The organism is uncultured Stenotrophomonas sp., from assembly GCF_945952405.1.
Taxonomy (GTDB): Bacteria; Pseudomonadota; Gammaproteobacteria; order Xanthomonadales; family Xanthomonadaceae; genus Stenotrophomonas.
The window spans coordinates 46,169-71,711 of the sequence record NZ_CAMFIA010000008.1; the positions used below are offsets into that span (position 1 = coordinate 46,169).

Consider the following 25,543-nt stretch of genomic DNA (forward strand, 5'->3'; position numbering starts at 1 on the left):
GGGGCATGATAACGCCTATATGCCCACAGGTTCGTTATCATGCGCGCCCGCGCCCGTGACAGGTTTCAACCTGAACGGGCCGATCCGTCCGGATGTGGCATCTGTGCCACGCGGCCCCGCCCGCCAGCCCGGCTTCACCCCTCCGAACAGGACTGTTTTCAATGACTGACAGCAACAACTGGTACATCGAACACTTCGAGCGCACCGGCTCGGCCATCGGCTACCGCATCACCGGCAAGCTGGACGAGGTGCAGTCGCCGTTCCAGAAGATCGAGATCTTCCAGACCACCGACTGGGGCAACCTGATGACCATCGACGGGGCCATCATGCTGACCAGCAAGGACAACTTCTTCTACCACGAGATGATCAGCCACCCGGTGCTGTTCACCCACGCCGCGCCCAAGCGCGTGGTGATCATCGGTGGCGGCGACTGCGGCACCCTGCGCGAAGTGCTCAAGCACAAGGGCGTGGAGAGCGTGACCCAGTGCGACATCGACGAGCAGGTCACGGTGATGGCGCGCAAGCACTTCCCGGAACTGTGCGATTCCAATGACGACGCCCGCGCCGAACTGCTGTTCGACGACGGCGTGGCCTACATGGCCAACTGCCCGGCCGGCAGCGTGGACGTGGTGATCGTGGACTCGACCGATCCGGTCGGCCCGGGTGAAGGCCTGTTCAACAAGGCGTTCTACGCCAGCTGCTTCAAGGCCCTGAAGGACGACGGCATCCTGGTGCAGCAGTCCGAATCGCCGCTGATGCAGCTGGCGCTGATCAACGAGATGCGCGCCGAGATGGGCAAGGCCGGTTTCGGCTCGTTCAAGACCCTGCCGTTCCCGCAGCCGTGCTACCCGACCGGCTGGTGGAGCGTGACCCTGGCGCGCAAGGGCGAAAGCAGCTTCGACTTCCGCCAGGCCGACTCGGCCGCCAAGACCTTCGAGACCCTGTACTACACCGCTGCGCTGCACACCGGCGTGCTGGTGACCCCGCCGTTCGTGCAGGCGGCGCTGAAGTAAGGCGTGCCGACCCACGGTCGGCACCCACCGATGCAAAACAAAAACCCGCGCTGGCAACAGCGCGGGTTTTTCATGTTCCGGTAGTGCCGGCCGCTGGCCGGCAACCTCATGCAAGGCAGGAATCAGAGCGCCCAGATGCCCGCGATCACCGCCACCACCAGGCCCCACTTGATCAGCTGGTAGGCCACCACGCTGCGCTCGCGCAGCGCCTTGGCCTTCAGGCGTACCTTGTAGACGCTGCCGAAGGCCTTGTTGACGCCGCCGGTCGGGTCGCCCGGCAGGTTCGGCGAGGCACCACCGGCCAGCAGCGTAGCCGCCACCGCACGATTGAACAGCCCCGGCAGGCCGAAGCGCAGCGGGCGGGCGATGTCGCAGAACAGGATCACGCGGTCATCCGGCGTCTCGTTGTGCGCATGGTGGATGTAGGTCTCGTCGAACATCATCCACTCACCGTCGCGCCAGCTCTTCTTGATGCCGTCCACTTCGATGTAGCAGCCGTCATGGTTGGGCGTGGCCAGGCCCAGGTGCAGGCGCAGCGAACCGGCGAACGGATCGCGGTGCGGGCGCAGTTCACTGCCCGACGGCAGCTGCGCGAACATCGCCGCACGCACGTCCGGCAGCGACTCCAGCAGCGCGGTGGTCTTCGGGCACATCGCCTTCGCCGACGGGTGCGAGGGGCCGTACCACTTCAGGTAGAAGCGCTTCCAGCCACGGCGGAAGAACGAATTGAAGCCGGCATCGTTGAAGGTGCTGGAGGCGGCGATCTTCTGCGCGTCGCGCAGTGCCAGCGCCTCGTCGCGGATCATCTGCCAGTTCTGGCGCAGCGGTTCCAGCTGCGGGAACTCCTTGCCCGGGTCCAGGAACGGCGTGGTCGGCACCTTGGAAAACATGTACATGACCACGTTGATCGGGGCCATGAAACTGGAATGATCCAGCAGCTGGCGCGACCAGCGCGCGCGGACCTTGCCACGGAAGTGGATGTACAGCACGCAGGCCACGAACAGCGCTGCAAGTACGATTTTGATGATCAAAACACTTTCCTCCAGCCGCGGCCGGAACGGGAAACGGGGCGATGCACGGCCTGGCGGCCAGCACCGGTGGGGGACGCGGCAGGGGACGGGGACGTGCCGGAGAGGGGCGGCCGCCGATGTCGCGGGTTAACAGCTTATGGTCCGCAGCCGGTGCACCGGGGTCAAGTTACCCGTGCGTCCGGTTCATCGTCGCGTTGCTGAACAGCTGACCTACACTGGCGCGATGGCCGCACTCGACACCGATCCCTACCCCGCCCTGAGCGCCCGCTATGCGGACTTCTTCGCCGGCCAACCCGCCGCCACGCCGCGCAGCGAGCCGTTCAGGTGGGGCGGCGGCACGCTGCGGATGGACCGCCATGGGCCACCCGATGCCGGCCTGACCGTGCTGCTGGTACATGGCGCCGGGGGCTATGGGCGCATGTTCGCGCCCCTGGCGGCGGGGTTGGCTGCCGCAGGCCATGAAGTTCTGGCGCCGGATCTGCCCGGCTATGGCCTGAGTGCAGCACCCTGGAGCGCGATCGATTACCGCGTCTGGAAGCTGGCATTGCTGGCCCTGATCGAGGCCGAGCAGCAGCGCCGTTGCCGCCCGATGATCCTGTTGGGTGCCAGCATCGGCGGTTACCTGGCCTACCTGGTCGCCGCCGAATCGCCGTGGGTACGTGGGCTGGTGGTCACCACCCTCGCCGATCCGCGCGATCCGGTCGTGCAGGCTGCCCTGGTCCGGCGGCCGTGGATGCGGGCCCTGTTGCCAGCCTTGCGACCGCTGAGCCGGTTGACCCGCGGCCTGCGCGTACCGGTGCGCTGGTTCACCCACATGCAGCGGATGTCGCACGACCCCGCCCTGACCGCACTGGTGTGTGCCGACCCGCTGGGCGGTGGCAACCGTGTGCCGCTGGGCCTGTTGGCCTCGCTGTTCGATAGCGCCCCGGCGCTGGAACCGGAGCAGTTCCAGCGCTGTCCGGTGCTGATGGTGCACCCGGCCAGTGACGACTGGACGCCGATGGCGATCAGCGATCGCTTCTTCCGGCGTTTGGCGGCGCCGAAGCAGCAGGTGTCGCTGGAGGGCTGCGGCCACTTCCCCATTGAGCAGCCTGGCCTGGACCAGCTACGTGATGCGCTGTTGCCGTTTGTCCAGCGTCTGGCCACGGAACCCGTGTCCAAGTCAATGATGTAAAAGGCGAAAATGGCAAGTGAGACAGTATTGTCCGAATATGCGTGACGAACTGTTCCAGCGGCGGCGCCGACATTTCTCCGACAAATCGTGGAATAGCAAACTGGCGAGTACTAAAATTAACAAAACATTTAGTATTCCCCCGCACTACCGGTTCGCTTGACGCTCAGCGCCACCCACCGGGTCGTCCGAGACCCCGACATGTACCTCCCCGCAATACCTCCCTCCTCCTGCGGCGATGACGCCGCGGCACCGCTGCTGCTCAAGCGCGGCGAACGCTTCCTGGCCCCCGACGTCTACCGCACCTGCCTGGACGGACGCGAAGCCGTCATCAAGGATTACTCCCGCTATCGTGGCACCCCGCTGTCGCTCGTCGCACGGCTGATGGTCCGGCGCGAGGCGCGCATGCTGCAGCGCCTCGGCGGCTGGAAACACGCCCCCGCCCTGCTGGGCACCCTCGGCGGCCTGGCGCTGGGCATGGAGTTCATTCCCGGCCAGACCCTGAGCAGCGCCCAGGCGGTCGGCAACGAAGTGTTCGAGCAGTTGCAGCAGGCGCTGAGCCGCCTGCATGCGGCCGGCATCACCCACAACGACCTGCATGGCACCAACGTGGTGGTCAGTGGCGGCGTGCCGGTGCTGCTGGACTTCACCTCGGCCTGGCGCGCACCGCGTTGGCTGCGTCGCAACCCGCTGAGCCGGCAGATGCGCCGCAGCGACATGAAGAACCTGCTGAAGATCCGCCAGCGCGTGACCGGCCTGGCACCGAGTGCCGCGCAGGCCGCGCTGGTCGCGGACCCCGGCTGGGTGGCCGCCGTGCGCCAACGCTGGAAGCGGTTCTATGCGTGGGCGAAGCGGCGGTAAGCGCCGCTCCGCTTCACCGGTAGGAGTCGAGCTTGCTCGACCGCTCTTCCTGCATCGCGCGACATGCAGCCGAGCATGGCTCGACTCTACGAAAAGCAGGTTTACAGCGCGTCCGCGTCCAGCTCGCCGGTGCGGATGCGTACCACGCTGCCCAGGTCGTACACGAACACCTTGCCGTCGCCGATCTTGCCGGTGCCGGCCGCTTTCACGATGGCCTCGACCACCGCTTCGACCTGGTCATCGGTCACCGCCACTTCCAGCTTCACCTTCGGCAGGAAATCGACCACGTACTCCGCGCCACGGTACAGCTCGGTATGGCCCTTCTGGCGCCCGAAGCCCTTCACTTCCGTCACCGTGATCCCGGTGACCCCACGCTCGGCCAGCGCTTCGCGCACGTCGTCGAGCTTGAACGGCTTGATCACCGCCATGACCATCTTCATCGTCGATCTCCTGTATTCCGGCGTGGAGGATAGCGCCTGAACGCGGCCCATGCGAAGCCGCTGCAGCCTGTCCGGCCGGTGGGTGCCGGCAGTATCCTTGTGCCCGATCGGCCTGCCCGCGCCGGATGCACGGGCCCTACCCCACGGAGCACCCCATGATCGACCTGAATCAAATCGATGACCTCGCCCGTCGCCTCAGCGACCTGGTGCCGCCGGGCCTGCGCGAATCGCGCGAGGAACTGCAGGCCACCTTCAAGAGTGCACTGCAGGCCGGCCTGGCCAAGCTCGACCTGGTCACCCGCGAGGAGTTCGAAGTGCAGCGCGCCGTGTTGCTGAAGACCCGCCAGAAGCTGGATGCGCTGGAACAGGCCGTGCGCGAGCTGGAAGGCCGCGGCACCGCCGAATGAAAAAGGAGGCGCACTGCGCCTCCCACCTTCAGATTATTTCCCTGATGGGGCCTTGCGGCAAGGCCCTCACGGCGCCCTAGACTCGCCCACCTGCCGATCCGGCAGGACAATGCGGGGGACGTGGCGATGACGCAGGACACCGACTGGACACCCGTTGCGCATGACACCTGCGACCAGGTTGCCGGGCCGTTCTATCACGGCACCCGCGCTGACCTTGCGGTGGGCGAGCTGCTGAGCGCTGGATTCCGCTCCAACTATCGCGACAGCGTGGTGATGAACCACATCTACTTCACCACGGTTGCCAAAGGCGCCGGGCTGGCTGCGGAAATGGCCCGGGGCGGTGGGCGGCCTCGCGTCTACGTGGTGGAGCCAACCGGACCGTTCGAGGACGATCCGAACGTGACCAACAAGAAGTTTCCCGGCAATCCCACGCGCTCATATCGCAGCGCGCAGCCGCTGCGGGTCGTGGGCGAGATCACCGAGTGGGAGGCCTACGATGCGGCGTTCATTGGGCAGTTGAGGGCATTTGTTGCATCGGGCAGCGGCGAGATCATCAACTGATCGAACGCCAGAAGCCGACACCACGGAGCGAGGTCTTCCGATACGCCTGATCGACGTCGCACGGCATTCTTGCTGCCAGTTCCCGCAGGAATCCACACATGAGCCTGGCGCTGGTCCACAGCCGTGCCCGCGCCGGGGTCGAGGCCCCGCTGGTGCGGGTGGAAGTACATCTCTCCGGTGGCCTGCCTGTCACCCAGATCGTCGGCCTGGCCGAGGCCAGCGTGCGTGAGTCGCGCGAGCGCGTGCGTGCCGCCCTGCTCTGCGCGCGCTTCGACTTTCCACAGCGGCGCATCACCTTGAATCTGGCACCCGCCGACCTGCCCAAGGAGGGCGGGCGCTACGACCTCGCCATCGCGCTGGGCATTCTGGCGGCCAGTGGACAGGTCGATCCACAATCGCTGCTGCAGTACGAGTTCCTGGGCGAGCTGGGCCTGACCGGCGAGCTGCGCCCGGTGGCCGGTGCACTGCCCGCCGCGATCGCGGCCGCTGCAGCCGGACGCATTCTGGTGGTGCCGCCAGGCAATGCCGCCGAGGCTGCACTGGCCGAGCACGCTGATGTGCGGGTAGCGCGTACGTTGCTGGAGTGCTGCGCCGGGTTGGGGAACCCACGCCTGCTGCCGCCGGTAGAGCGTGTGGACACCACGCCGCTGCCATTGCCTGACCTGGCCGACGTGCGCGGCCAGGCGCACGCACGGCGTGCGCTGGAAGTGGCCGCTGCCGGCGGACACCATATGTTGCTGATCGGCAGCCCCGGCTGCGGCAAGACGTTGCTGGCCTCGCGCCTGCCCAGCCTGTTGCCGGACACCGGGGAAGCCGAAGCATTGCAGCTGGCCGCGATTGCCTCGGTGAGTGGCGAGGGCCTGGACCCGAGGCGTTGGCGGCAGCGACCCTTCCGGTCACCCCATCACAGCGCGAGTGCGGCAGCGCTGGTGGGAGGCGGCAACCCGCCCTGCCCCGGTGAAGTCTCACTGGCCCACCATGGCGTGCTGTTCCTGGACGAGCTTCCTGAGTGGAACCGCAGCGCCTTGGAAACGCTGCGCGAGCCGCTGGAATCCGGCCACATCCGCATCGCGCGCGCGGCACGCAGCGTGCAGTATCCCGCGCGATTCCAGCTGGTGGCCGCAATGAATCCCTGCCCATGCGGATGGGCCGGTGATCGCAGCAACCGCTGCCTGTGCAGCGATGAGCGCATCAACCGCTACCGCGCGCGCGTCTCCGGCCCGCTGCTGGACCGTATCGACCTGCATATCGGGGTGACCCGCATGGATGCGGTGGAGCTGCGCGAGAGCACGCCGCTGGGCGAGCCCAGTGCTGCGGTCCGCGCGCGGGTGGAAGCCGCCCATGCCCGCCAGCAGGCGCGTGGTGGGCTCAATGCACACCTGCCGCCTGCCGCACTCCGCGCGTGCACGAAGCTGAGCGAGGCCGATCAGGATCTGTTGGAGCAGGCCATCGAGCGCCTGCAGCTGTCGGCGCGGGCAATGCACCGCATTCTGCGGGTGGCGCGCACGATTGCGGATCTGGCTGATTGTGAAACGATCCAGACGGCGCACCTGGCCGAGGCGATCGGGTATCGGCAGCTGGACCGGGGGAAAGCGTGAGCGTGCTGGATACGGGGTCAGAGCCCTTTGCCCAGCAAAGGGATCTGACCCCATTGCGGGGCATCACGCCGCCGGATCCATCCGCCCACGCCGGGCGAGCAGCGCCACCCGACGACTGACCAGCGCATGCAGCTCCGCCAGCTCCGATGCCCGGCCCGCCGTCATGTTCCCGCCGAACAACACCCGCGACAGCGCCGCGGCATCACTGTCATCCGGAAACTGCCACCGGTCGCGGTACACCTTCTGGCAGACCAGCCAGGCACGCCGCAGCCCTCCTCCGGGCAGCGGACGCACCACCCGTTCGTACATCTGCCAGAACTGGTACTCGGTCTGCAGGTCGAACCCAGGCGCCACGGACAACGCCTGCCGGGCCCGTCCTGGACGCCGGATGTCATGCAGCGATGATCGCGGGTCGTGCTGTGCCATGTGGATAGGATGGACCAGCAACATTGTGGGAACCTTGCGTTCCCGCCAGGAAATCGCTGCGGATTGCGCAAGGCGGGTTCGTCGGCGGATTCTGGGGGCAGATCCCTTTGCGGTGCGAAGGGCTCTGACCCCGCTCCTCATCGCCTTAGAACGCCATCGAGGTACTGAACATCAGCTGCCGTGGCGCGCTGCGCTGCAGGGTCTGGTAATCGCCCGAAAACGACGAGCCGGCAATGGTGGCGGTGCCGATGTTGTGGCGGTTGAACAGGTTGCTCACGTCCAGACGCAGTTCCAGCCCCGGCACCGCGCTGTCCGCACCGAACCGGTACGCGGCATAGGTGTTGACCTGCCAGAAGGTCGGCACGCGGATATCGTTCTCGTAGGTGAAGGGCTGGCGCAGGTACGAGGTACTGGTCGCGCCGAAACGCCAGTCACCGAAGTGGGCGGACAGGTCGCTGACCAGCGAGAGCTGCGGGTAGCCCGGCTGCGCGTTGCCCTTGATCGGGTACACCGTGTCGCCCACCACGAAATCACTGTCGTAGTACGAACGGGCCACGGCCACGCCCTGGTAGAACTGCAGGTGATCGGTCAGGTCGGCGGTAATGCCGAGGTCCGCACCGATCACATGCATCTTCGGCATCAGCCGAACGGTATTGATCTGCGCGAACTGGGTGCCGATCGCGGCCGACAGCAGGCGGTTGCGGATGTCGTTGTAGAACACGTCGCCGGTGATCGTCAGCCGCTCGAAGCGATGCGACGCGCCCACGGTCAGATTCCAGTTCTTCTCCGGGCGCAGCGTACCGGCCACACGATCGAACTCCTCCTGGTCGGTGATGGTCCACGCTGAAGCGGTGTAGCCGATGTTGCCGCGCTGGGCCACGCGGTAGCCGTTCATGGTGTTGGCCAGGTCGATGAAGGCATCGGTGGATTCGGTCGGGCTCCAGAACAGCGAGACATGCGGCAGGAAGTTGCTCTTCGCACGCAGCGTGCCGTTCACCGGCCGATCTGCGGCGTCGCCGAGGCCACCGCCGTGGGTGCGGAAGTCCACCGCCTTGAAACCCACACCCAGCTTCAACGTATCGTTCAGCACGATGTCGTCCTGCAGGTAGAACTGGCGCGAGCGGGTGACCCAGCTCGAAGCGTTGTCGGTCTTGAATGCCGGGCCATACACATCGAACGGACCGGTCGCCTTCAGCGGCGGGCCCTCGCCCAGCAGTGGCTGCTGGTACCACTCGGTCCTGGCCGCGGCCTTGCTCTTCTCCTGCCAGAAGCCCGCGGTGAAGGTGTGCGCACCGGCCTCGAACTGCAGGTTGAACATGCCCCCCAGCCGGTTCAGGCGGGGTGTCTGCACCTGCTCGGAGAACGGCGCGCCATTGGGCGACGGCACGGTCGGGTCGGTCAGCGTGGCCTGGGTGTGGCTGTTGGCGTTGTACAGCTGCACGTTGCCGCGCAGTGCCGGGGTGATCTCGAAGCGATGGTTGATCGAGGACACGCGATCACGGGTGATCTGGCCGGTGTCATAGGGAATCAGCCCGGACAGCTCACCGCAGGTATAGGCGCCGCAGGACTTGTCGGCGTTCTCCGGCGAGGCCACGTACCAGGCCCAGGCGTAGTCCGGGTAGAAGATATCGGCCTTCCAGCCCAGCTTGTGGATCATGTCAAAGGAGATGTTGTTGTAACCCCAGACCTTGGCCTTGCTGTCGGACAGGAACACGGTGAAGTCACCCCAGGCCACGTCCTGCTGCAGCTTCAGGTCGCCGCGCAGGAAGTTCTGGGTGCCCTCGCCCTGGTACTTGTCTGCGGACACGCGCTGCAGGTCGACCAGCACTTTCGGGCCGTGCTCACCGAGCTGGCCGCTCTGCCCGGATGCGGTGGTGACCAACGTGTTGTTGCTGCCCACGCCCTGCTTCACGCGCAGGCTGGGGGTGTCCTGCAGCTCGCGCAGGCGGTACTCCAGGCTGCCGCCGTTGACGCTGCTGGAGAACACGCTGACCGGTGCAGCGCCGGGGCTGACGGTGATCGCACCGATGCCATCAGGCACGCCGACATTGACCACACTGGTGCCGGTAAGCGAAAGGAAGCCGTTGTCGTTCAGCGGCACGCCCTCGAAGGTGATGCCCATTTCATTCATGCGGAAGCCGCGAACGAACAGGCTGGTGGCCGAGATATCCAGGCCCAGGCCATCGGTGGCGGTGTAGCTGGCACCCGGCACCTGCTTCAGCATGGCCAGGCCATTGTTGCCGGTGACCATCGCGTCGAGATCTTCGGCCTTGATGACGTAACGGTTGGGGCCGACCACCTGGGTGGGGGCGACGGCGGCGCCGCGCGGGGTGGCGATGACCTGCAGGGCATTGAGTGTGATCGGGGCCTCGCCGGTGTCGGCAGCGTAGGCGGGTGCGCTGAGGGCGGTGCCGAGTGCCAGGGCAAGCAGGGTCGTGGGTGGAGTGTTCATGCCAGATCCAGGTGCAGGGGAATGAGCGCGCAGGCGCACGCCCAGCGCGTGGCAGCGCCGGCTGGCGATGCGGTGGCTGGAAGGCGGCTACGAAAGGGCAGCGACGGAGCGTCGCGTTCGTGCAGAGATCAGTGGCCGGCGCGCCCGGCGTGATGTCGACCCGGAAGATTCTTGCATTGCAGTACCGGCTGCACCATTGCACCGTGGTACAGCGCGGTTATACGCAGGTATCGTTTTCCCAGGCGGCGATGCCGGCAACGACGATCGCATGCAACTGCTCGGCATCGAGCTCATGGTCGAGACGATCTGCATCGTCACCGCAATACATGTCGGAAGCACAGAAGAAGTTCGACAGGCATTGCCCCAACGCTTCATCGTCCTTGTTCAAGGCACCGCTGTCGCGCTCGATCTTCCACAGCACGATGTAGGCCTCGGCGAAGACGTCAGCCGACATCCGCTCTCTGGCAAAGGCCTGGGCGAACTGCATGAGGAGCTGGCTCATCGGCGATGCCCGCTCATTGCAGCACGAACCGCTCGATCGCACGGGCCACGCCATCTTCGGCATTGGTCGCGGTTTCAAAACGCGCCATCGCCTTCACCGCAGCGATGGCGTTGCCCATCGCCACGCTGGTACCGGCGAACTGCAGCATGCTCAGGTCGTTTTCCTGGTCGCCGATGGCCATGACATTCGCGCGATCGATGCCCAGGTGCTCGGCCAGCTTCTGCAGGCTCGGTCCCTTGCCGGCGCGGTGATCGAACACTTCCAGGAAGAACGGTGCACTCTTCAGCACCGCGAAGCGCTCGGTCAGTTCGGCAGGCAGCCGCGCGATGGCGGCGTCCAGCACGTCGGGTTCGTCGATCATCATCAGCTTGATGAAGGACATCGACCGGTCCATCTCATCCACGCGCCGGTACGACAGCGGCACCCGCGAGAGGTGCGAATCGGCCACGGTGTAGAGGCTGATGTCCTGGTTGGGCGTGTACATGCGCTCCCCGTCCAGCGCCTGGAAGTGCACGCCCAGCTCGCGGGCCACGCGTTCGCAGTACAGGAAGTCATCGAAGCTGAGCGGGAACTCGACCACGGTCTCGCGCGGGCCGATGCGTTGCACCAGCCCCCCGTTGCAGGCGATGCAGTAGTCGTCGTCGCCGTTGATGCCCAGCTCATGCAGGAACGGCGCCAGGCCGGAAACCGGGCGGCCGCTGGTCAGCACGATGTGCACGCCCAGCGCGCGCGCCTGCGCGATCGCCTGCCTGGCCCGCGGAGTGAGCTTGTGGGCGGGGTCCAGCAGGGTGCCATCCATGTCGATGGCCACCAGTTGGATGGTCGATTGCCTGCGGCCCATGTCCATCAGCGTCTTACCTTCATGCGGGCCGTCCATGTTACCCCCTCATGCCCGGTTCACCTCTTTGCCCACATTGACCGGGATACTGCGGGAGCCTGTGCGTCCCCCACCGCAGGACGGCCCGCTGACCGCCCTTCCCTGGAGAACCTTGCGACGCATGACCTACCGTGCCCCCGAAAGCAACGACAGCGCGCCGCTGGCGCAGCAGATCGAACAGATGATCGACGAACTGCCCGGCGAGCAGGTCAGTATCGGCACCCTGCTCAGTGCGCTGGGCGACGAGGGCCTGCTGCTGATCGTGATCCTGCTCTCGGCCATCTTCATCATTCCGGTGTCGATTCCGGGCCTGAGCACGGTGTTCGGCGCCTCGATCCTGCTGATCGGCCTGAGCCGGCTCCGCAACCGCCCGCTGTGGGTGCCGCAGAAGCTGGCGCGCCGCGAGATCGCCACCGACACGCTGAAGGCCAACCTCGGCCGTGCACTGAAATGGGTGCACCGCATGGAACGGCTGTCGCGGCCGATGCGGCTGGCGATGATGGTGCGCTCGAAGAAGATGATGCGGGTGAACAACCTGATGCTGGTGTTCGCGACCCTGCTGCTGATGGCACCGGCCGGCCCGATTCCCTTCAGTAATACCCTGCCCGCGCTGGCGTTGATGTCCTTCGCCATCGGCTTCATCCAGCGCGATGGCGCGGCGGTGGCGGCCGGGTATGGCTTCGTGGTGGCCACAGTGGTGTATTTCGGCGTACTGCTGGGCGGCGCGGGGGTTGCCGCCGAATCGGTGTTCAGCGGCTTCCGCGCGGCGCCTTCGGACGTGTAGAACCGAGCCCACGCTCGGCGGCTGTGGGCCCGCATTCCTGAGACCCGCGCTGCGCGCGCAGGCCGAGCATGGCTCGGCTCCACGCAAACATCGCGACGGGCGGGTAATCGGCTACCGGGCCGACACCCGCCACACCACATCGCCCACATCATCGGCCACCAGCAGCGCACCTTCGGCGTCCATCGCCATGCCTACCGGCGCGCCCATCAGCGCCTTCTCATCCTTGGAGGTGAAACCGCTGACCACGGTCTGCGGCCGTCCGGTCGGCCTGCCGTCCTTGAACGGCACGTACACCACCTCATAGCCGCTCAGCGGCGATCGATCCCAGCTGCCGTGCTCACCGATGAAGGCGCCACCGTGATACTGCGCCGGCAATGCCTGGCCGGTGTAGAACAGCAGGCCCAGCGGGGCCACGTGCGAGCCGATGGCGTAGTCCGGCGTAATGGCCTTGGCCACCAGGTCCGGCCGCTGCGGCTGCACCCGCTCGTCCACGTGCTGGCCGTAGTAGCTGTAGGGCCAGCCGTAGAAACCCTCTTCCTTCACCGAGGTCAGGTAGTCAGGCACGAGGTCGGCACCAATTTCGTCGCGCTCGTTCGCCACCGCCCACAGGGTGCCGGTGCTGGGCTCCCAGTCCAGTCCAGTGGGATTGCGGATACCCGATGCATAGATGCGGCTGCCACGGGTCGCCACGTCCACTTCAAGCACCACCGCGCGCCGGTATTCAACGGCCAGGCCATTTTCGGTGATGTTGCTGTTGGAGCCCACGCCCACGTACAGCTTGCGGCCATCGCGGCTGGCCAGCAGTTCCTTGGTCCAGTGGTGGTTGATGGTGCTGGGCAGGTCGGTGAACTCGCGGCCCTTGTCGGACATGCGGGTTTCGCCGGGCACGTAGTGGTACTGCATGATGTTGCCGGTGTTGGCCACGTACAGCGTGTCACCGATCAGCTGGATGCCGAACGGCGAGTGCAGGCCCTCGATGTAGACGTGCTGGGTCCAGGTGCCGGTGCCCGGCGTGCGCCGCAGCAGGGTGACCCGGTTGCCGCCCTTGCCGGCCTTGCCCGACCGCGCCTTCACCTTGCCGGCGATCCACTGCTTGGGGGTGGTGACCGGTTCTTCGCCGGGGCCATTGCCCTCCACCACCAGCACGTCGCCGTTGGGCAGGGTCAGCAGGCGCCGCGGATGCTGCAGGTTGGCGGCGATGCGCTCGATCTTGAGGCCATCAGCCACCGTGGGCGACTGGCCCTCGGCCCAGCCGACGCCGCGCGGCACCTGCATCGGCGGCATCAGGAAGTTCTGCGGCGCCGGCAGCGGCGGTTTGGCACCGGACTGGTCGGTGGGTTGGTATTCGGCCTTGCCGGCACAGGCCGACAGCATCACCGCCAGCGCCAGCGCGCCCACGGCGGGCAGGGGGTGCTTAGCCATGACGACCTCCGTGCAGCACCGGCGGCTGCAGTGACAACAGGATCAGCCCCAGCGCGATCAGGGCCACGGTCAGCGCCGACAGGATCGTCCCCGGTACCGCTACCGCATAGGCATCGCGGCTGTGCACGAAGGCGTTCCAGATCGCCAGCAGCACCGCCACCAGGTTGAGCAGGAAGTCGATGCGGTCGATGCGCGTGGCGGTGCCGTTGCGGCGCCAGACCGCGAACAGGTTGATCAGGCGCGGCACGATGGCGATCAGCAGGCCGAACGTGATCAGCCAGGCGGCGGCCTTGCCCCACATCACTTCGGCGCTGTTGAGGTAGATCGCATCGAAGATCAGCGCGCCGACGAAGAAGCCGAACGGTATCGGGTTCAACAGGCTGAACAGTGTGGTGCCAAGGCCACGATGGGCCTGGGCCAGGGGGTTGACCATCAGGATGCTCCGTGCGGAAGGGTGCACGGGCTGTAGTAGCACAGCCGGATGTGAGGACGCGCGATGATGCCGGTAGATCCACGCCACGCGTGGATGCTCGTGGCCAACCAAGGTTGACCGCTACCCGATGCCGGCCGCTGCAGTCGTCATTACCCCACGGCATAAGCGTTTGTGACGTACTTGGCACATCTGCAGATTGCCGCTGTGAAGAGGTAGGGGGTTGTTCGTTGTGTCGCGTTTGGCTCGTTGCGATGGGGCAGTCCCGCCCCGCCGTCCTGCCATGCCGATTCACAACAGAAGGATTCGTGTATGAAGCGACACACGCAACGCTCCGCGCCACCGCGTTCCGCGCGCCTGGCCCTTGCCACTGCCCTGGTGCTGGGCAGCCTGGCCGCCACCGCCCAGGCCCAACAGGCCGATCCACTGGCCGGCATCCAGTGGCATCTGCTCAACACCGGGCAGACGGTACCGGCCGATACGCTGCCGGTGGCCGGCAACGATCTGAACGTGGATGGGCTGTTCCGCAATGGCATCCGCGGCCAGGGCGTCACCATCGCCATCGTCGATGACGGCCTGCAGATCGCCCATCCGGACCTGGCGGCCAACGTGGCGGCGGTGGCCGGCAAGAACTTCACCAATGGTTCCAACAACCCCACCCCGACCAACCCGGATGTCGACAACCACGGCACCATGGTCGGCGGCATCGCCGGCGCGGTGGGCGCCAACAACCTGGGCGTGCGTGGCGTGGCGCCGGCGGCGACGTTGAAAGGCTTCAACCCGATTTCGCGCACGGCGCTGGGCAACCAGCAGAGCAATATCGAGTACGCCTGGTGGGATGGCGCGGAATCGGCCGACGTGCAGGTGTTCAACAACAGCTGGGGTGCCGGCCCGGGCAATCCGAACCTGCCGTTGGCGTACAGCGAGAACACGATACGTTCGTATGAGCAGGCACTGTCCGGCACGCGCGGTGGCCGCGGCGGCATCTACGTGAAGTCGGCGGGCAACAACTTCAACAACGCCTCCATCAGCCAGACCCAGGATGTCTGCACCACCGACACCAAGAACCGCAACACCGGCTGCGTGCCGGCCGGCCGCGATCCGCGCAACAACCTGTTCAACGTGATCACCGTGGCGGCGGTGCGCGCCGATGGCGTGCGCTCGTCGTACTCGTCCACCGGCTCGGCGCTGTGGGTCTCGGCCTTTGGCGGCGAGTACGGCCTGCAGGCGCAGTACGCACCCGGCCTGGTGGCACGTGCGTACGACCCGGCCATCGTCACCACCGACGTGACCGGCTGCACGCAGGGCAGCAACAAGAACACCAACCGCCAGAACACACTGGACAGCAACCTGTCGGCCATCGACAGCACGTGCAACTACACCGCCAAGATGAACGGTACTTCGGCGTCGGCGCCGATGGTATCGGGCGTGGCGGCACTGGTGCTGGAAGCCAATCCGAACCTGTCCTATCGCGATGTGAAGTACATCCTGGCCACCACCGCCACCCGCAACCACCCGAACCAGCCGGCGGTGACGCTGGCCGACGGGCGCACGCTGGTGCCGGGCTGGACGGTGAATGCGGCCAACCGTGCCTACAGCAACTGGTACGGCTTCGGCGTGGTCAACGCCGCGCGTGCGGTGCAGGTTGCCGAAAACTTCCAGTCGCTGGGACCGCTGGTCGACAGCGGCTGGCGCAACACGACGCGTACCGTGGCCATCGGCAACACCTCGGCCGCCGCCGCACGCCTGACCTTCCAGCTGGCCAACGGTGCGCGCAACATCGAAAGCGTGCAGCTGGGCTTCCGGGTCAACCACCGCAACACCCGCCAGCTGCAGTTCGTGCTGGTTTCGCCCAGCGGTACCCGCAGCGTGGTGCAACCGGCGTTCACGGCGATCGGTTCGGGCACGGGGGGCGCGCAGAGCAACTTCACCAGCTGGGACCTGCTGTCCAGCAATGCCTTCCTGGATGAGAACGCCAGCGGCACCTGGACGCTGGAAGTCACCGACATGGGGCAGGCCGCGACCGCTGCATCGCGCGGCAACCTCGAATTCTTCAAGATCCGCGTTCTGGGGCACTGATGATGAAGACCACCATTCTGTTGAGCACGCTCGCCTTCGCGGCGATCACCTCCCCTGCCTGGGCACAGAGCTCGGGCCAGACTCCTCCGGCCAGGACCCTGTCGACCGTGGATGCGCAGGAACTGAAGGCGTCTGCCACCGGCCGCTCGTTCGACGTGGGCGGCACGCGCTTCCAGCTGTCTCCCTCGACCACGGTGAAGCAGGCCAGCGGCGGTCAGTTCACGATCACCCCGCACCACCAGCTCGCGTACCAAGCGTTCGCTGGATGGCGCGGTGGCCGCGCAGGTTGATGCCGGCGCCGGCAAGTTCGCGGCGGCGGTATCCCACGACGGAGCGCCGGTGGTAGCGACCTCGCGGGTCAAGGTGTTCTTCACCGATGCAGCCTCTGCCCAGCGCGCGGCAACCGCCACCGGCGGCACCGTGGTGAAGGTGTCGAAGGCTTCGGGCCAGGCCATCGTGGAATACCCGTCGGTGAACGCGGCACTGGATGCAAGCACCAAGCTGCTGTCCACCGCCGGCATCCGCGCCACCGAGCCGGACGTGGTTCAGTGGGAAGAAACCAAGTAAGGCGTTGAGTGGTGCCCCGGCCGGCGGGCTCTCCTGGCCGGCCGGGGATTGAGGGGGGGAAGTGCCGACCAACGGTCGGCACCCACCGGAACAATGGTCGGCACCTGCCGGGTAACGCCGGGGTCAGCGGGCGGCGAGTGTGTCGCTGTGCTTGAGGCTGCAGCTGGCCAGTGCGTCGTTGCCGGCCGCCGGATGGGCGGGTTCCAGCAGCAGGCGCTGCACATCGGAGAACAGCTTCTCCACCGGCATGCCGTACGGCGCGAACAGGCGCAGGCGCCCCTGGCGATCGAACACGTAACCACCGGCGATATGGCTCATGGTGTAGGTCTCCGGCACCTGGCCGGGTTCCTTCTCGTAGAACGCCTTGAAATCGCTGGCCATCGCGGCCAACTGCGCCTCGTTGCCGACCAGCGCGACCGCTTTGGGGTCGAAGGCTTCCACGTAGGTGCGGGCGACCTCCGGCGTATCGCGTGCCGGGTCAACGCTGACGAACACCACCTGCAGCTGGTCGGCATCCTTGCCCATCAGGTGCTTCACCTGGCTCAACTCGACCATCGTGGTCGGGCAGACATCCGGGCAGCTGGTGAAACCGAAGAACAGATAGGTCACCTGGCCCTGCAGGTCGTTCGGGCCACGCAGCGTGCCGTGGCTGTCGGGCATCGACCAGTGCTGGCCGAGCTCTTCGCAGGCGATGTCCTTGGAGTAGAAATCCATGCGCGACTGCGCACTGCAGCCGGCCAGCAGGCCAACGGCCAGGCCGGCCAGCAACGGCAGGCGGAAACGGGGAGCACGCAACCAACGGGCCACAACGGCAAGACGCATCACGGGTACCACCAGCACAGGTGTGGGCGGGGTCCCGGTCAGGCCTGCCCTTGGGGGGAATTGGACGGAGGTGCCAGGGGAATCGAGCGCTCCATGCCGATTCCCCCGGCCACGGTCAGTTGATCATCATGTGGTAGTGCATGCTCCAGATGATCCACACCGACAGCGCGACGATGATGAACAGGATCACCAGGGTGAACACGAAGCTGGCCAGGTTCCAGCCACCTTCGGACTTGCGGTCCATGTGCAGGAAATAGACCAGCTGCACCAGGATCTGCGCCACCGCGAAGCCGACCAGCAGGAACAGGGTCAGCGGCCGCGACAGCACCGGGTTCATCACCAGCGCGAACGGCACCACGGTCAGCAGCGCGCACAGCACGAAGCCGATCAGGTAGGACTTGGTGGAGCCATGCGCATTGCCGGCGCGCGAGGTTTCGACGTGGGCCATGTCAGAAGGCTCCGATCAGGTAGACGAAGGTGAAGACGCAGATCCACACCAGGTCCAGGAAGTGCCAGAACAGGCTCAGGCACGACACGCGGGTGATGTTGGTCGGGGTCAGTCCGCGGCTGTAGACCTGGTGCATCACCACGGCCATCCAGATCAGGCCGCTGGCCACGTGCAGGCCGTGGGTGGCGACCAGCGCGAAGAAGGCCGACAGGTAGGCACTGGTGCTCGGTCCCGCACCTTCATGGATCAGGTGCGAGAACTCGTAGATCTCCATGCCGATGAACGAGGCACCGAGCACGAAGGTCACGCCCAGCCAGCGCAGCACCGCCGAAGCGTCATGCCGGTGCATCGCCAGCACGGCCTGGCCGTAGGTGATGCTGGAGACCAGCAGCAGGAAGGTCTCGGTCATCACGAACGGCAGCGAGAACAGTTCCTTGCCGGTCGGGCCGCCCGCGTAGGCGGTGCTGAGCACCGCGTACGAGGCGAACAGCGAACCGAACAGCACCAGGTCGGACATGAGGTAGACCCACATGCCGAACACTTTCATGCCGCCCTGCTCGTGGCCATGATCGTGTTCGTGGTGTTCCTCGTGCGCCTGCGTATCGCTGGCCAGCTCGGGGCGGGTCAACAGGTTCATGCGCGTACCTCCTTCAACTTGGCCAGGCTGGCCGCTTCGGTGCGCGCCACCTCTTCGGAACTGACGTAGTAGTCCACGTCCTCGTCGTAGGACCGCACGATCAGGGTGACGATCATCGCGATGAAGCTGGCCGCGGCCATCCACCAGATGTGCCAGACCAGGGCGAAGCACAGCACCAGGATCCAGATGTTGAGGATCAGCGGCACGCCGGTGTTCTTCGGCATGTGGATCGGTGCGTACTTCTTCGGCGGTGGCGGCAGGCCGCGCTTCTTCGCTTCGTGGAAGGCGTCCAGCTCATCGGCCTTCGGCACCACGGCGAAGTTGTAGAACGGCGGCGGCGACGGCGTCGCCCATTCCAGCGTGCGGGCATTCCACGGATCGCCGGTCAGGTCCAGGTTGCGCTTGCGGTCGCGCACGCTGACGTAGATCTGCACCAGCATCAGGATGATGCCCGCGAACACGAACAGCGCACCGATAAAGGCCGCGATCAGGTACGGCGTCCACGCCGGGTTGTCGTACTGGTTCATGCGGCGGGTCATGCCCATGAAGCCGAGCATGTACAGCGGCATGAAGGCCAGGTAGAAGCCGATCACCCAGCAGGCGAACGACCACTTGCCCAGGCGCTCGTTGAGCGTGAAGCCGAACACCTTCGGGAACCAGTAGGCGAAGCCGGCCAGGTAGCCGAACAGCGCGCCACCAATGATGGTGTTGTGGAAGTGCGCGACCAGGAACAGGCTGTTGTGCAGCAGGAAGTCCGCGCCCGGAATGGCCAGCAGCACACCGGTCATGCCACCGATGGTGAAGGTGACCAGGAACGCGATGGTCCACAGCATCGGCACGCTGAACTCGACGCGGCCGCCATACATGGTGAACAGCCAGGTGAAGATCTTCACGCCGGTGGGAATGGCGATGATCATCGTCATGATGCCGAAGAAGGCATTGACGCTGGCACCGGAGCCCATGGTGAAGAAGTGGTGCAGCCAGACGATGAACGACAGGATGCCGATCGCCAGCGTGGCGCCGACCATCGACTTGTAGCCGAACAGCTTCTTGCGCGCGAACGTGGCGGTGACCTCGGAGAAGATGCCGAACGCCGGCAGCACCAGGATGTACACCTCCGGATGGCCCCAGGCCCACACCAGGTTCACGTACATCATCGGGTTGCCACCCAATGTGTTGGTGTAGAAGTTGAAGTCCAGGTAGCGGTCCAGGGTCAGTGCACCCAGCGCCACGGTCAGGATCGGGAAGGCGGCGATGATGATCACGCTGGTGACCAGCACGGTCCAGGTGAACACCGGCATCTTCATCAGGGTCATGCCCGGCGCACGCATGCGCAGGATGGTGATGAACAGGTTGACGCCGGTCAGCAATGTGCCGATGCCGGAGGCCTGCAACGCCCAGATGTAGTAGTCCACGCCTACGCCGGGACTGAACTCGATGCCCGACAGCGGCGGATAGGCAACCCAGCCGGTCATGGCGAATTCGCCGACACCCAGCGAGATCATCATCAGCGCTGCGCCGACCACGAAGATCCAGAAGCTGAAGGCATTGAGGAACGGGAACGCCATGTCGCGCGCACCGATCTGCAGCGGCACGATGATGTTCATCAGGCCGACCACGAACGGGGTGGCCACGAAGAAGATCATGATCACGCCATGCGCGGTGAAGATCTGGTCGTAGTGCTCGGGCGGCAGGAAGCCGTCACTGCCCGGTCCGGCCGCAGCCAGCTGTGCACGCATCATCAGTGCATCGGCGAAGCCGCGCACCAGCATGACCAGCGCCACCACCACGTACATGATGCCGATCTTCTTGTGGTCCACGGTGGTGAACCAGTCGCGCCACAGCGGACCCCACAGCTTGAAGTACGTGACCGCGCCGAGCAGCGCGAGGCCACCCAGCACCATCGCCGCCAATGTGACCACGACGATCGGCTCGTGCAGCGGCACGGCCTCCCACGTCAATTTACCCAACATGTTCGTTACTCCTGGGAAACCTGGGCACCGCCGGCAGCACCCGCCGGGGTGGCAGCAGCGGTGTTCTCACCGACGCCGATGAACTGGTCGATGACCTTCTTGAACAGCAGCGGTTCGACGCTGGAGAAGTGCTGCACCGGTGCGTTCTTCGACGGTGCGGCCAGCGCCTTGAACCGGTTGAAATCCAATGCCTGCGGTGCGCTGCGCACCTCGGCCACCCAGCGCTCGAAGTCTTCGTTGCTGCTGGCGGTGGCGATGAACTTCATGTTCGAGAAGCCATGCCCGCTGTAGTTGCCGGACATGCCGCGGAACTGGCCGGGCTCGTTGGCGATCAGGTGCAGCTGCGTGCGCATGCCGGCCATCGCATAGATCTGCCCGCCCAGCTGCGGGATGAAGAAAGTGTTCATCGTCGAGTTGGAGGTGATGTTGAACGCCAGCGGACGGTTGGCTGGGAAGTTCAGCTGGTTGACCGTGGCGATGCCCAGGTCCGGATACACGAACACCCACTTCCAGTCGGTGGCGATCACGTCCACGTGCAGCGGCTCGCCGGCCACGTCCAGCGGCTTGTACGGGTCCAGCTCGTGGGTCGACTTCCACACGATCACCGCCAGGCCGGCAATGATCAGCAGCGGCACCCCCCAGACCACGATCTCCACCTTGGTGGAGTGCGACCAGTCCGGTGTGTATTTCGCTTTGGTATTGCCGGCGCGGTAGCGCCAGGCGAACACGAAGGTCAGCACGATGGCCGGTATCACCACGATCAGCATGACGCCGATGCAGATCAGGATCAGGTCGCGCTGGGCGAGCCCGACCATGCCCTTCGAATCCAGCAGCACCCAGTCACAGCCCGACAGGCCGACGCAGGCCAGGGCGACCAGCGCCAGGCGGATGCGGTTCCAGCAGATATTCATTGGAGGTCAACCCTGTTGAAGAAGCGCGCTTGACCGGCTCGCCTGCGCGCAGCGCCCGGGCGTGGAGCGGCTACACTGTGGGTACGAGGTCGCCTACAAGAAGGCGAGCCACTCCAATCAAGCCCATACAAGATACATGATTGTATGGACTTGTGCATCTGCACGTATGGAAAAAACTGACCGATGACGCCACCTGCCGCCGGCCGCCGCCTGAAACACCCCAACCGGACCTGGGTTCGCCCCTTCCGCGAGGGCGCCGGCCCGTTGTACCTGCAGATTGCCCAGCAGGTGCGCGAGGCGGTGGACGACGGAGTGCTGCGCCCGGGCGATCGCCTGCCGCCGCAGCGCGACCTGGCCCAGCAGGTGGGCGTGGACCTGACCACTGTCACCCGCGCGTTTGCCGAGCTGCGCCAGGCCGGCCTACTCGATGCGCAGGGCGCCGGCGGCACCTTCATCGCGCTGTCGGCCGGCAACCGCAGCACCTCGGTCGACCTGAGCATGAACATCCCGCCGCTGCTGGGCAGCGCGCCGTTCGCACAGGGCATGGAGGCTGGCTTCCAGCACGTAGGCCAGCAGCTGGGCCAGGGTGAACTGATGAGCTACCACGTCGGCGCCGGCACCCGCGAGGACCGCGCTGCCGCCGTACAGTGGCTGTCGCCGATGCTGGGTACGGTGGCTGCCGACCAGGTGGTGATCTGCCCCGGCGCCCAGACCGCGCTGTGCGCGCTGATCCTGGCCCGCACCCAGCCGGGCGAACTGATTGCCGCCGAACAGCTGACCTACCCCGGCCTGCTGGCCGCCGCGCGGGTGCTGCAGCGGGGCGTGGTGGCGGTGGCGATGGATGCCGAAGGCATGCTGCCCGAGGCGCTGGAAGAAGCCTGCCAGCTGCGTGCGCCGCGCCTGCTGTACCTGGTGCCGACCATCCAGAACCCGACCACGGCCACCATGTCGGCCCAGCGCCGGCAGGCCCTGCTGGAGGTTGCAAGGCGGCACGATCTGACCGTGATCGAAGACGATCCCTACTGGTTGCTGGCCGGCGATGCCGCGCCCCCTCTCGCCGCCCGGCGCGACGCGGGCTGCCCGGTCTACTACATCTCGACCCTGTCCAAGTGCCTGGCGCCGGGCCTGCGCACCGCCTACCTGGTGGTACCGACCGGCGAACCGATGGAGCCGGTGCTGGACGCCCTGCGCGCGATCGCGCTGATGCCGACCCAGTCGATGGTGGCAGTGGCCTCGCAGTGGATCCGCAGCGGCCAGGCCCAGGACATGGTGCAGCGCTTCCAGCAGGAGCTGCGCGAGCGCCAGGCCATTGCCGCCCGTTACCTGCCCTCCCGCGCCCAGGCACATCCGGCCGGCCTGCATGTGTGGCTGCCGCTGCCACCGCGGCTGGACCAGTACCGGTTGATCCAGGCGGCGCAGGAGCAGGGGCTGGGCATCGCCAGCTCGGATGCCTTCAGCGTGGAAGAACCGCCACCGGGCAACGCCATCCGCCTGTCGCTGGGCGGCGCGGTCGACCAGGGCGCACTGGCCGGGGCGCTGGCCAAACTGAACGAGATCCTGTCCGAAGCCCCCGAGGCCCGGCACAACGCCATCGTCTGAACCGGGTGCATGGCGCGATATCCATACAAGATGATATTTTGTATGCAATGTATGGATGAAGGGACGTGCGTCGATGCGCGCCGAGAAACTGAAGTTCCACCTGGTGATGGCCGGTTGCGGCGGCTTTGTCGTACTGATGCTGGCCGCGCTGGCCTGGGTCTGCCTGCAGCCGCAGACCGTGGATGTGCAGGCCGCCGAGCGCCACGCCATCGAGCAGTGCGTGCAGCGCAGCGAGGATCCGGCACGTAGCGAGATCCAGCGTCGCGCCCAGGCCGACTCCTGCCGCGAGATGCGCAAGCAGTACGTGCACAAGTTCGGCGGGGCAGATTCCTGATGGGCGCAGCCGCGCCGCGCCGTCGCTGGCTGCTGCCGACCATGATCGCCCTCGCCTGCCTGTTCATGGCTGGCGTGGCGGGCGCACTGTGGCAGTACTTCGGCTACAGCGCACAGTCCAGCTTCACCGAACAGGCGATCGTCTTCGACGACTCGCAGCTGCGCCTGCCGGCCCCTCTGGCCGGCGACACCGGCCGCATCCGCGTGGTGCATTTCTGGGACCCGGCCTGCGCGGTCTGCAACCGCGAAACCGGCGCGCACCTGAGCTACCTGATCAGCATGTACCGCCGCGCCGGCATCGACTTCTATGCGATCCGCCGCCCCGGCACCCGGGGCGAGCTGCCCGAACCGCTGCGCAGCAAGGTGATCAACCTGCCGACCATCGACGGCATCGAACATATTCCGGCCAGTCCCGCCGTCGCCATCTGGGACCGCCAGGGCCATCTCGCCTATGCCGGCCCATACAGCATCGGCATGGTCTGCAACTCGGCCAACAGCTTTGTCGAACCGCTGCTGGACAAACTGGTGCGCGGCGAAACCGTGCGCCCGAAAGGACTGCTTGCCGTGGGCTGTTACTGCCCCTGGCAGGCCAAGCGCTGAGGACGCGCAATGACATCACCGACGCTGGCCGCAGCGGCCGCCGCCGCTGCAAACAACAACGGCGGTCACCTGTCCGAACCGACCGATGGTTATGGACAGGCTCCCGCCGTTGGAAGGAACGATACGCCCCGACATGCTCCGTACATGCCGCGACCGGATGTCGCAGCCCGTGAGTGGGTGCAGGACGTGCTCGCGCACAACGGGCCGATCTACCTGCGCATCGTCAACTCGCTGGAACGCACGGTGCGCCGTGGTGGCCTCGCGCCTGGCCAGCGACTGCCCTCGCAGCGCGCGTTGGCGCAACAGCTCGGCATCGATCTCACTACGGTCACCCGCGCGTTTGATGAGGCACGCAAGCGCGGCCTGATCGAAGCACGCGGCCCACAAGGCAGCTTCATCGCTCCGCCCAAGGCCGGCTTCGAGCAGGTGGTGGACCTGAGCATGAATGTGCCGCCGGTGCCCGACGCCGATGCACTGGCCGAGACGCTGCGCCGCGGTGCCGCCGCCGTGCTTGCGCGCAGCAACGCACCGAACCTGATGACCTATCACCTGGGCGGCGGCAATCCGACCGACCGCCACGCAGCGGCGCGCTGGCTGCAGCCGATGCTGGGTGCGGTGGACGATGCCTGCCTGTTGCTGACCGAGGGCGCGCAGGTCGCGCTGGCCGCGATCCTGGTCAGCCAGGGCCGCGACGACGACGCCATCCTGTGCGATGCGCTGGTCTATCCGGGCCTGCTGCAGGCCGCTGCCGCGCTGGGCCGGCGCTTGCTGCCGGTGGACAGCGACGAACACGGCATGTGTCCCGACGCACTGGCCCGGCTGGCACGCGCAAGTGGCGCGCGTCTGGTCTACCTCAACCCCACCTGCCAGAACCCGACCGCATTGACCCTGCCACTGCAGCGGCGGCAGGCCCTGGCACGCGTACTGGAAAGCGAAGGCCTGCTGGCGATCGAGGACGATCCGTACTGGCACCTGGCCGAGCAGCCGCCAACACCGCTGGCCACGCTGGCGCCGCGCCACGTGTTCTATGTGGCCACGCTGTCGAAGGTGATCAGCCCCGGCCTGCGCACCGCGTTCGTACGCTGCCCGGGTGCGGCGCACGCCGAGGCGATGACGGCGGCGCTGCGGGCAACGCGGTTGATGGGTCATCCGCTGGTCTCGGCACTGGCCAGCCAGCTGCTGCTGGACGGCTCGGCGCAGTCGCTGCTGGCCCAGGTGCGCAGCGAAGCCCGCGAACGCATGCGCATGGCGCGCTATCTGCTGGCACCGTCGCTGCTGCAGCGCGCCGAAGGGTTGCATGCCTGGTGCCGGATACCGGCACCATGGACCGATGCCACCCTGGTACGCACCGCGCAACTGCAGGGGCTTGCGATTGCCCCCTCATCGGCGTTCTGCCCGCCGGGGGTGTCGCATCAGAGTGGCGTGCGCCTGTCGCTGGGGCTGGCGGCCGATCGCCGGCAGCTGGAGAGTGCGCTGCGGCGGATCGACCGGTTGTTGCTGTCGGATGCGTTGCCGGCGATCGAGCGCTAGGCGGTAGTGCCGGCCGCTGGCCGGCAATGGCATGCACAGATCATGAGGGTGCCGACCAACGGTCGGCAC

General features: G+C 66.4%; 25 protein-coding genes and 1 pseudogene. 13 read left to right on the forward strand and 13 right to left on the reverse strand.

What is annotated here, in order from left to right:
• Window positions 1-161 precede the first annotated feature (161 nt).
• Window positions 162-1,013, forward strand: a complete 852-nt coding sequence (gene speE / locus Q0P60_RS10255) for a polyamine aminopropyltransferase (RefSeq protein WP_294992236.1) — start codon at window positions 162-164, stop codon at window positions 1,011-1,013.
• 122 nt (window positions 1,014-1,135) lie between these two features.
• Here speE and Q0P60_RS10260 read toward each other — a convergent pair whose 3' ends face one another.
• On the reverse strand, window positions 1,136-2,041 hold the full coding sequence (locus Q0P60_RS10260; RefSeq protein WP_294992667.1) for an aspartyl/asparaginyl beta-hydroxylase domain-containing protein: 906 nt from the start codon (window positions 2,039-2,041) through the stop codon (window positions 1,136-1,138).
• 175 nt (window positions 2,042-2,216) lie between these two features.
• Here Q0P60_RS10260 and Q0P60_RS10265 point away from each other — a divergent pair, with 175 nt between their 5' ends.
• Entirely contained in the window at window positions 2,217-3,218 is a 1,002-nt protein-coding gene (locus Q0P60_RS10265; RefSeq protein WP_294992239.1) for an alpha/beta hydrolase, read from the forward strand.
• Window positions 3,219-3,416: 198 nt separating this feature from the next.
• Window positions 3,417-4,076, forward strand: a complete 660-nt coding sequence (locus tag Q0P60_RS10270; protein WP_294992242.1) for an RIO1 family regulatory kinase/ATPase — start codon at window positions 3,417-3,419, stop codon at window positions 4,074-4,076.
• A gap of 101 nt (window positions 4,077-4,177) precedes the next feature.
• Here Q0P60_RS10270 and Q0P60_RS10275 read toward each other — a convergent pair whose 3' ends face one another.
• Window positions 4,178-4,516, reverse strand: a complete 339-nt coding sequence (locus tag Q0P60_RS10275; RefSeq protein ID WP_005411374.1) for a P-II family nitrogen regulator — start codon at window positions 4,514-4,516, stop codon at window positions 4,178-4,180.
• Window positions 4,517-4,671: 155 nt separating this feature from the next.
• Here Q0P60_RS10275 and Q0P60_RS10280 point away from each other — a divergent pair, with 155 nt between their 5' ends.
• The 3 genes from Q0P60_RS10280 to Q0P60_RS10290 all read left to right on the forward strand — a co-directional run bounded on the left by Q0P60_RS10280 (window position 4,672) and on the right by Q0P60_RS10290 (window position 7,082).
• Window positions 4,672-4,923: an accessory factor UbiK family protein gene (locus tag Q0P60_RS10280; RefSeq protein WP_294992247.1), complete on the forward strand. Its 252-nt coding sequence runs from the start codon at window positions 4,672-4,674 to the stop codon at window positions 4,921-4,923.
• A gap of 126 nt (window positions 4,924-5,049) precedes the next feature.
• Window positions 5,050-5,484 (forward strand): NAD(+)--rifampin ADP-ribosyltransferase, encoded by a 435-nt coding sequence (arr, locus tag Q0P60_RS10285; RefSeq protein WP_294992251.1) that lies wholly within the window; start codon window positions 5,050-5,052, stop codon window positions 5,482-5,484.
• Between the two features lie 98 nt (window positions 5,485-5,582).
• A complete protein-coding gene (locus Q0P60_RS10290; RefSeq protein WP_294992256.1) occupies window positions 5,583-7,082 on the forward strand; it encodes a YifB family Mg chelatase-like AAA ATPase in 1,500 nt (499 codons plus the stop codon).
• 63 nt (window positions 7,083-7,145) lie between these two features.
• On the opposite strand, the gene Q0P60_RS10295 is transcribed toward Q0P60_RS10290, so the two are convergent.
• From Q0P60_RS10295 to yidA, 4 genes are all read right to left on the reverse strand, one after another.
• A complete protein-coding gene (locus Q0P60_RS10295; protein WP_345780326.1) occupies window positions 7,146-7,532 on the reverse strand; it encodes a hypothetical protein in 387 nt (128 codons plus the stop codon).
• Window positions 7,533-7,653: 121 nt separating this feature from the next.
• On the reverse strand, window positions 7,654-9,960 hold the full coding sequence (locus tag Q0P60_RS10300; RefSeq protein ID WP_294992265.1) for a TonB-dependent receptor: 2,307 nt from the start codon (window positions 9,958-9,960) through the stop codon (window positions 7,654-7,656).
• 217 nt (window positions 9,961-10,177) lie between these two features.
• A complete protein-coding gene (locus Q0P60_RS10305) occupies window positions 10,178-10,462 on the reverse strand; it encodes a colicin immunity domain-containing protein (protein WP_294992268.1) in 285 nt (94 codons plus the stop codon).
• Between the two features lie 13 nt (window positions 10,463-10,475).
• Window positions 10,476-11,309, reverse strand: a complete 834-nt coding sequence (gene yidA / locus Q0P60_RS10310; protein WP_294992670.1) for a sugar-phosphatase — start codon at window positions 11,307-11,309, stop codon at window positions 10,476-10,478.
• Window positions 11,310-11,460: 151 nt separating this feature from the next.
• Here yidA and Q0P60_RS10315 point away from each other — a divergent pair, with 151 nt between their 5' ends.
• Window positions 11,461-12,123: an exopolysaccharide biosynthesis protein gene (locus Q0P60_RS10315; RefSeq protein ID WP_294992273.1), complete on the forward strand. Its 663-nt coding sequence runs from the start codon at window positions 11,461-11,463 to the stop codon at window positions 12,121-12,123.
• A gap of 111 nt (window positions 12,124-12,234) precedes the next feature.
• On the opposite strand, the gene Q0P60_RS10320 is transcribed toward Q0P60_RS10315, so the two are convergent.
• Both Q0P60_RS10320 and Q0P60_RS10325 read right to left on the reverse strand, forming a co-directional pair.
• Window positions 12,235-13,545 (reverse strand): sorbosone dehydrogenase family protein, encoded by a 1,311-nt coding sequence (locus tag Q0P60_RS10320; protein WP_294992276.1) that lies wholly within the window; start codon window positions 13,543-13,545, stop codon window positions 12,235-12,237.
• Window positions 13,538-13,978, reverse strand: a complete 441-nt coding sequence (locus Q0P60_RS10325; RefSeq protein WP_294992280.1) for a DUF2231 domain-containing protein — start codon at window positions 13,976-13,978, stop codon at window positions 13,538-13,540. Before Q0P60_RS10325 ends, Q0P60_RS10320 begins: the two co-directional genes overlap by 8 nt.
• A gap of 309 nt (window positions 13,979-14,287) precedes the next feature.
• On the opposite strand from Q0P60_RS10325, the gene Q0P60_RS10330 reads away from it, so the two are divergent.
• Together Q0P60_RS10330 and Q0P60_RS20630 are read left to right on the forward strand one after the other, a co-directional pair.
• Entirely contained in the window at window positions 14,288-16,054 is a 1,767-nt protein-coding gene (locus Q0P60_RS10330; protein WP_294992285.1) for a S8 family serine peptidase, read from the forward strand.
• Window positions 16,054-16,621 (forward strand): annotated as a pseudogene (locus Q0P60_RS20630) (DNA breaking-rejoining protein). Before Q0P60_RS10330 ends, Q0P60_RS20630 begins: the two are co-directional and overlap by 1 nt.
• Before the next feature lie 123 nt (window positions 16,622-16,744).
• On the opposite strand, the gene Q0P60_RS10345 reads toward Q0P60_RS20630, so the two are convergent.
• The 5 genes from Q0P60_RS10345 to cyoA form a co-directional block, all read right to left on the reverse strand.
• On the reverse strand, window positions 16,745-17,443 hold the full coding sequence (locus Q0P60_RS10345) for an SCO family protein (RefSeq protein WP_294992297.1): 699 nt from the start codon (window positions 17,441-17,443) through the stop codon (window positions 16,745-16,747).
• A 115-nt stretch (window positions 17,444-17,558) separates the two neighbouring features.
• Entirely contained in the window at window positions 17,559-17,891 is a 333-nt protein-coding gene (gene cyoD, locus Q0P60_RS10350; protein ID WP_005411473.1) for a cytochrome o ubiquinol oxidase subunit IV, read from the reverse strand.
• A gap of 1 nt (window position 17,892) precedes the next feature.
• A complete protein-coding gene (gene cyoC / locus Q0P60_RS10355) occupies window positions 17,893-18,528 on the reverse strand; it encodes a cytochrome o ubiquinol oxidase subunit III (protein WP_294992304.1) in 636 nt (211 codons plus the stop codon).
• Window positions 18,525-20,501: a cytochrome o ubiquinol oxidase subunit I gene (gene cyoB / locus Q0P60_RS10360; protein ID WP_014038802.1), complete on the reverse strand. Its 1,977-nt coding sequence runs from the start codon at window positions 20,499-20,501 to the stop codon at window positions 18,525-18,527. The genes cyoC and cyoB overlap by 4 nt, the downstream gene beginning before the upstream one ends.
• Window positions 20,502-20,506: 5 nt before the next feature.
• Entirely contained in the window at window positions 20,507-21,412 is a 906-nt protein-coding gene (cyoA, locus tag Q0P60_RS10365) for a ubiquinol oxidase subunit II (RefSeq protein WP_294992310.1), read from the reverse strand.
• A gap of 183 nt (window positions 21,413-21,595) precedes the next feature.
• On the opposite strand from cyoA, the gene Q0P60_RS10370 reads away from it, so the two are divergent.
• Genes Q0P60_RS10370 through Q0P60_RS10385 form a run of 4 tightly spaced genes read left to right on the forward strand, consistent with a single transcriptional unit; the run spans window position 21,596 to window position 25,474 of the window.
• The gene (locus Q0P60_RS10370) at window positions 21,596-23,011 is read left to right on the forward strand and encodes a PLP-dependent aminotransferase family protein (protein ID WP_294992313.1); all 1,416 of its coding nucleotides are present in this window, start codon (window positions 21,596-21,598) and stop codon (window positions 23,009-23,011) included.
• A gap of 55 nt (window positions 23,012-23,066) precedes the next feature.
• Window positions 23,067-23,345 carry a hypothetical protein gene (locus tag Q0P60_RS10375; RefSeq protein WP_294992316.1) on the forward strand — a complete coding sequence of 93 codons (279 nt, stop codon included), beginning with the start codon at window positions 23,067-23,069 and terminating at the stop codon, window positions 23,343-23,345.
• Window positions 23,345-23,944 carry a DUF6436 domain-containing protein gene (locus tag Q0P60_RS10380; RefSeq protein ID WP_294992320.1) on the forward strand — a complete coding sequence of 200 codons (600 nt, stop codon included), beginning with the start codon at window positions 23,345-23,347 and terminating at the stop codon, window positions 23,942-23,944. The genes Q0P60_RS10375 and Q0P60_RS10380 overlap by 1 nt, the downstream gene beginning before the upstream one ends.
• A gap of 9 nt (window positions 23,945-23,953) precedes the next feature.
• Window positions 23,954-25,474, forward strand: a complete 1,521-nt coding sequence (locus tag Q0P60_RS10385) for a PLP-dependent aminotransferase family protein (protein ID WP_294992324.1) — start codon at window positions 23,954-23,956, stop codon at window positions 25,472-25,474.
• Window positions 25,475-25,543: the final 69 nt, after the last annotated feature.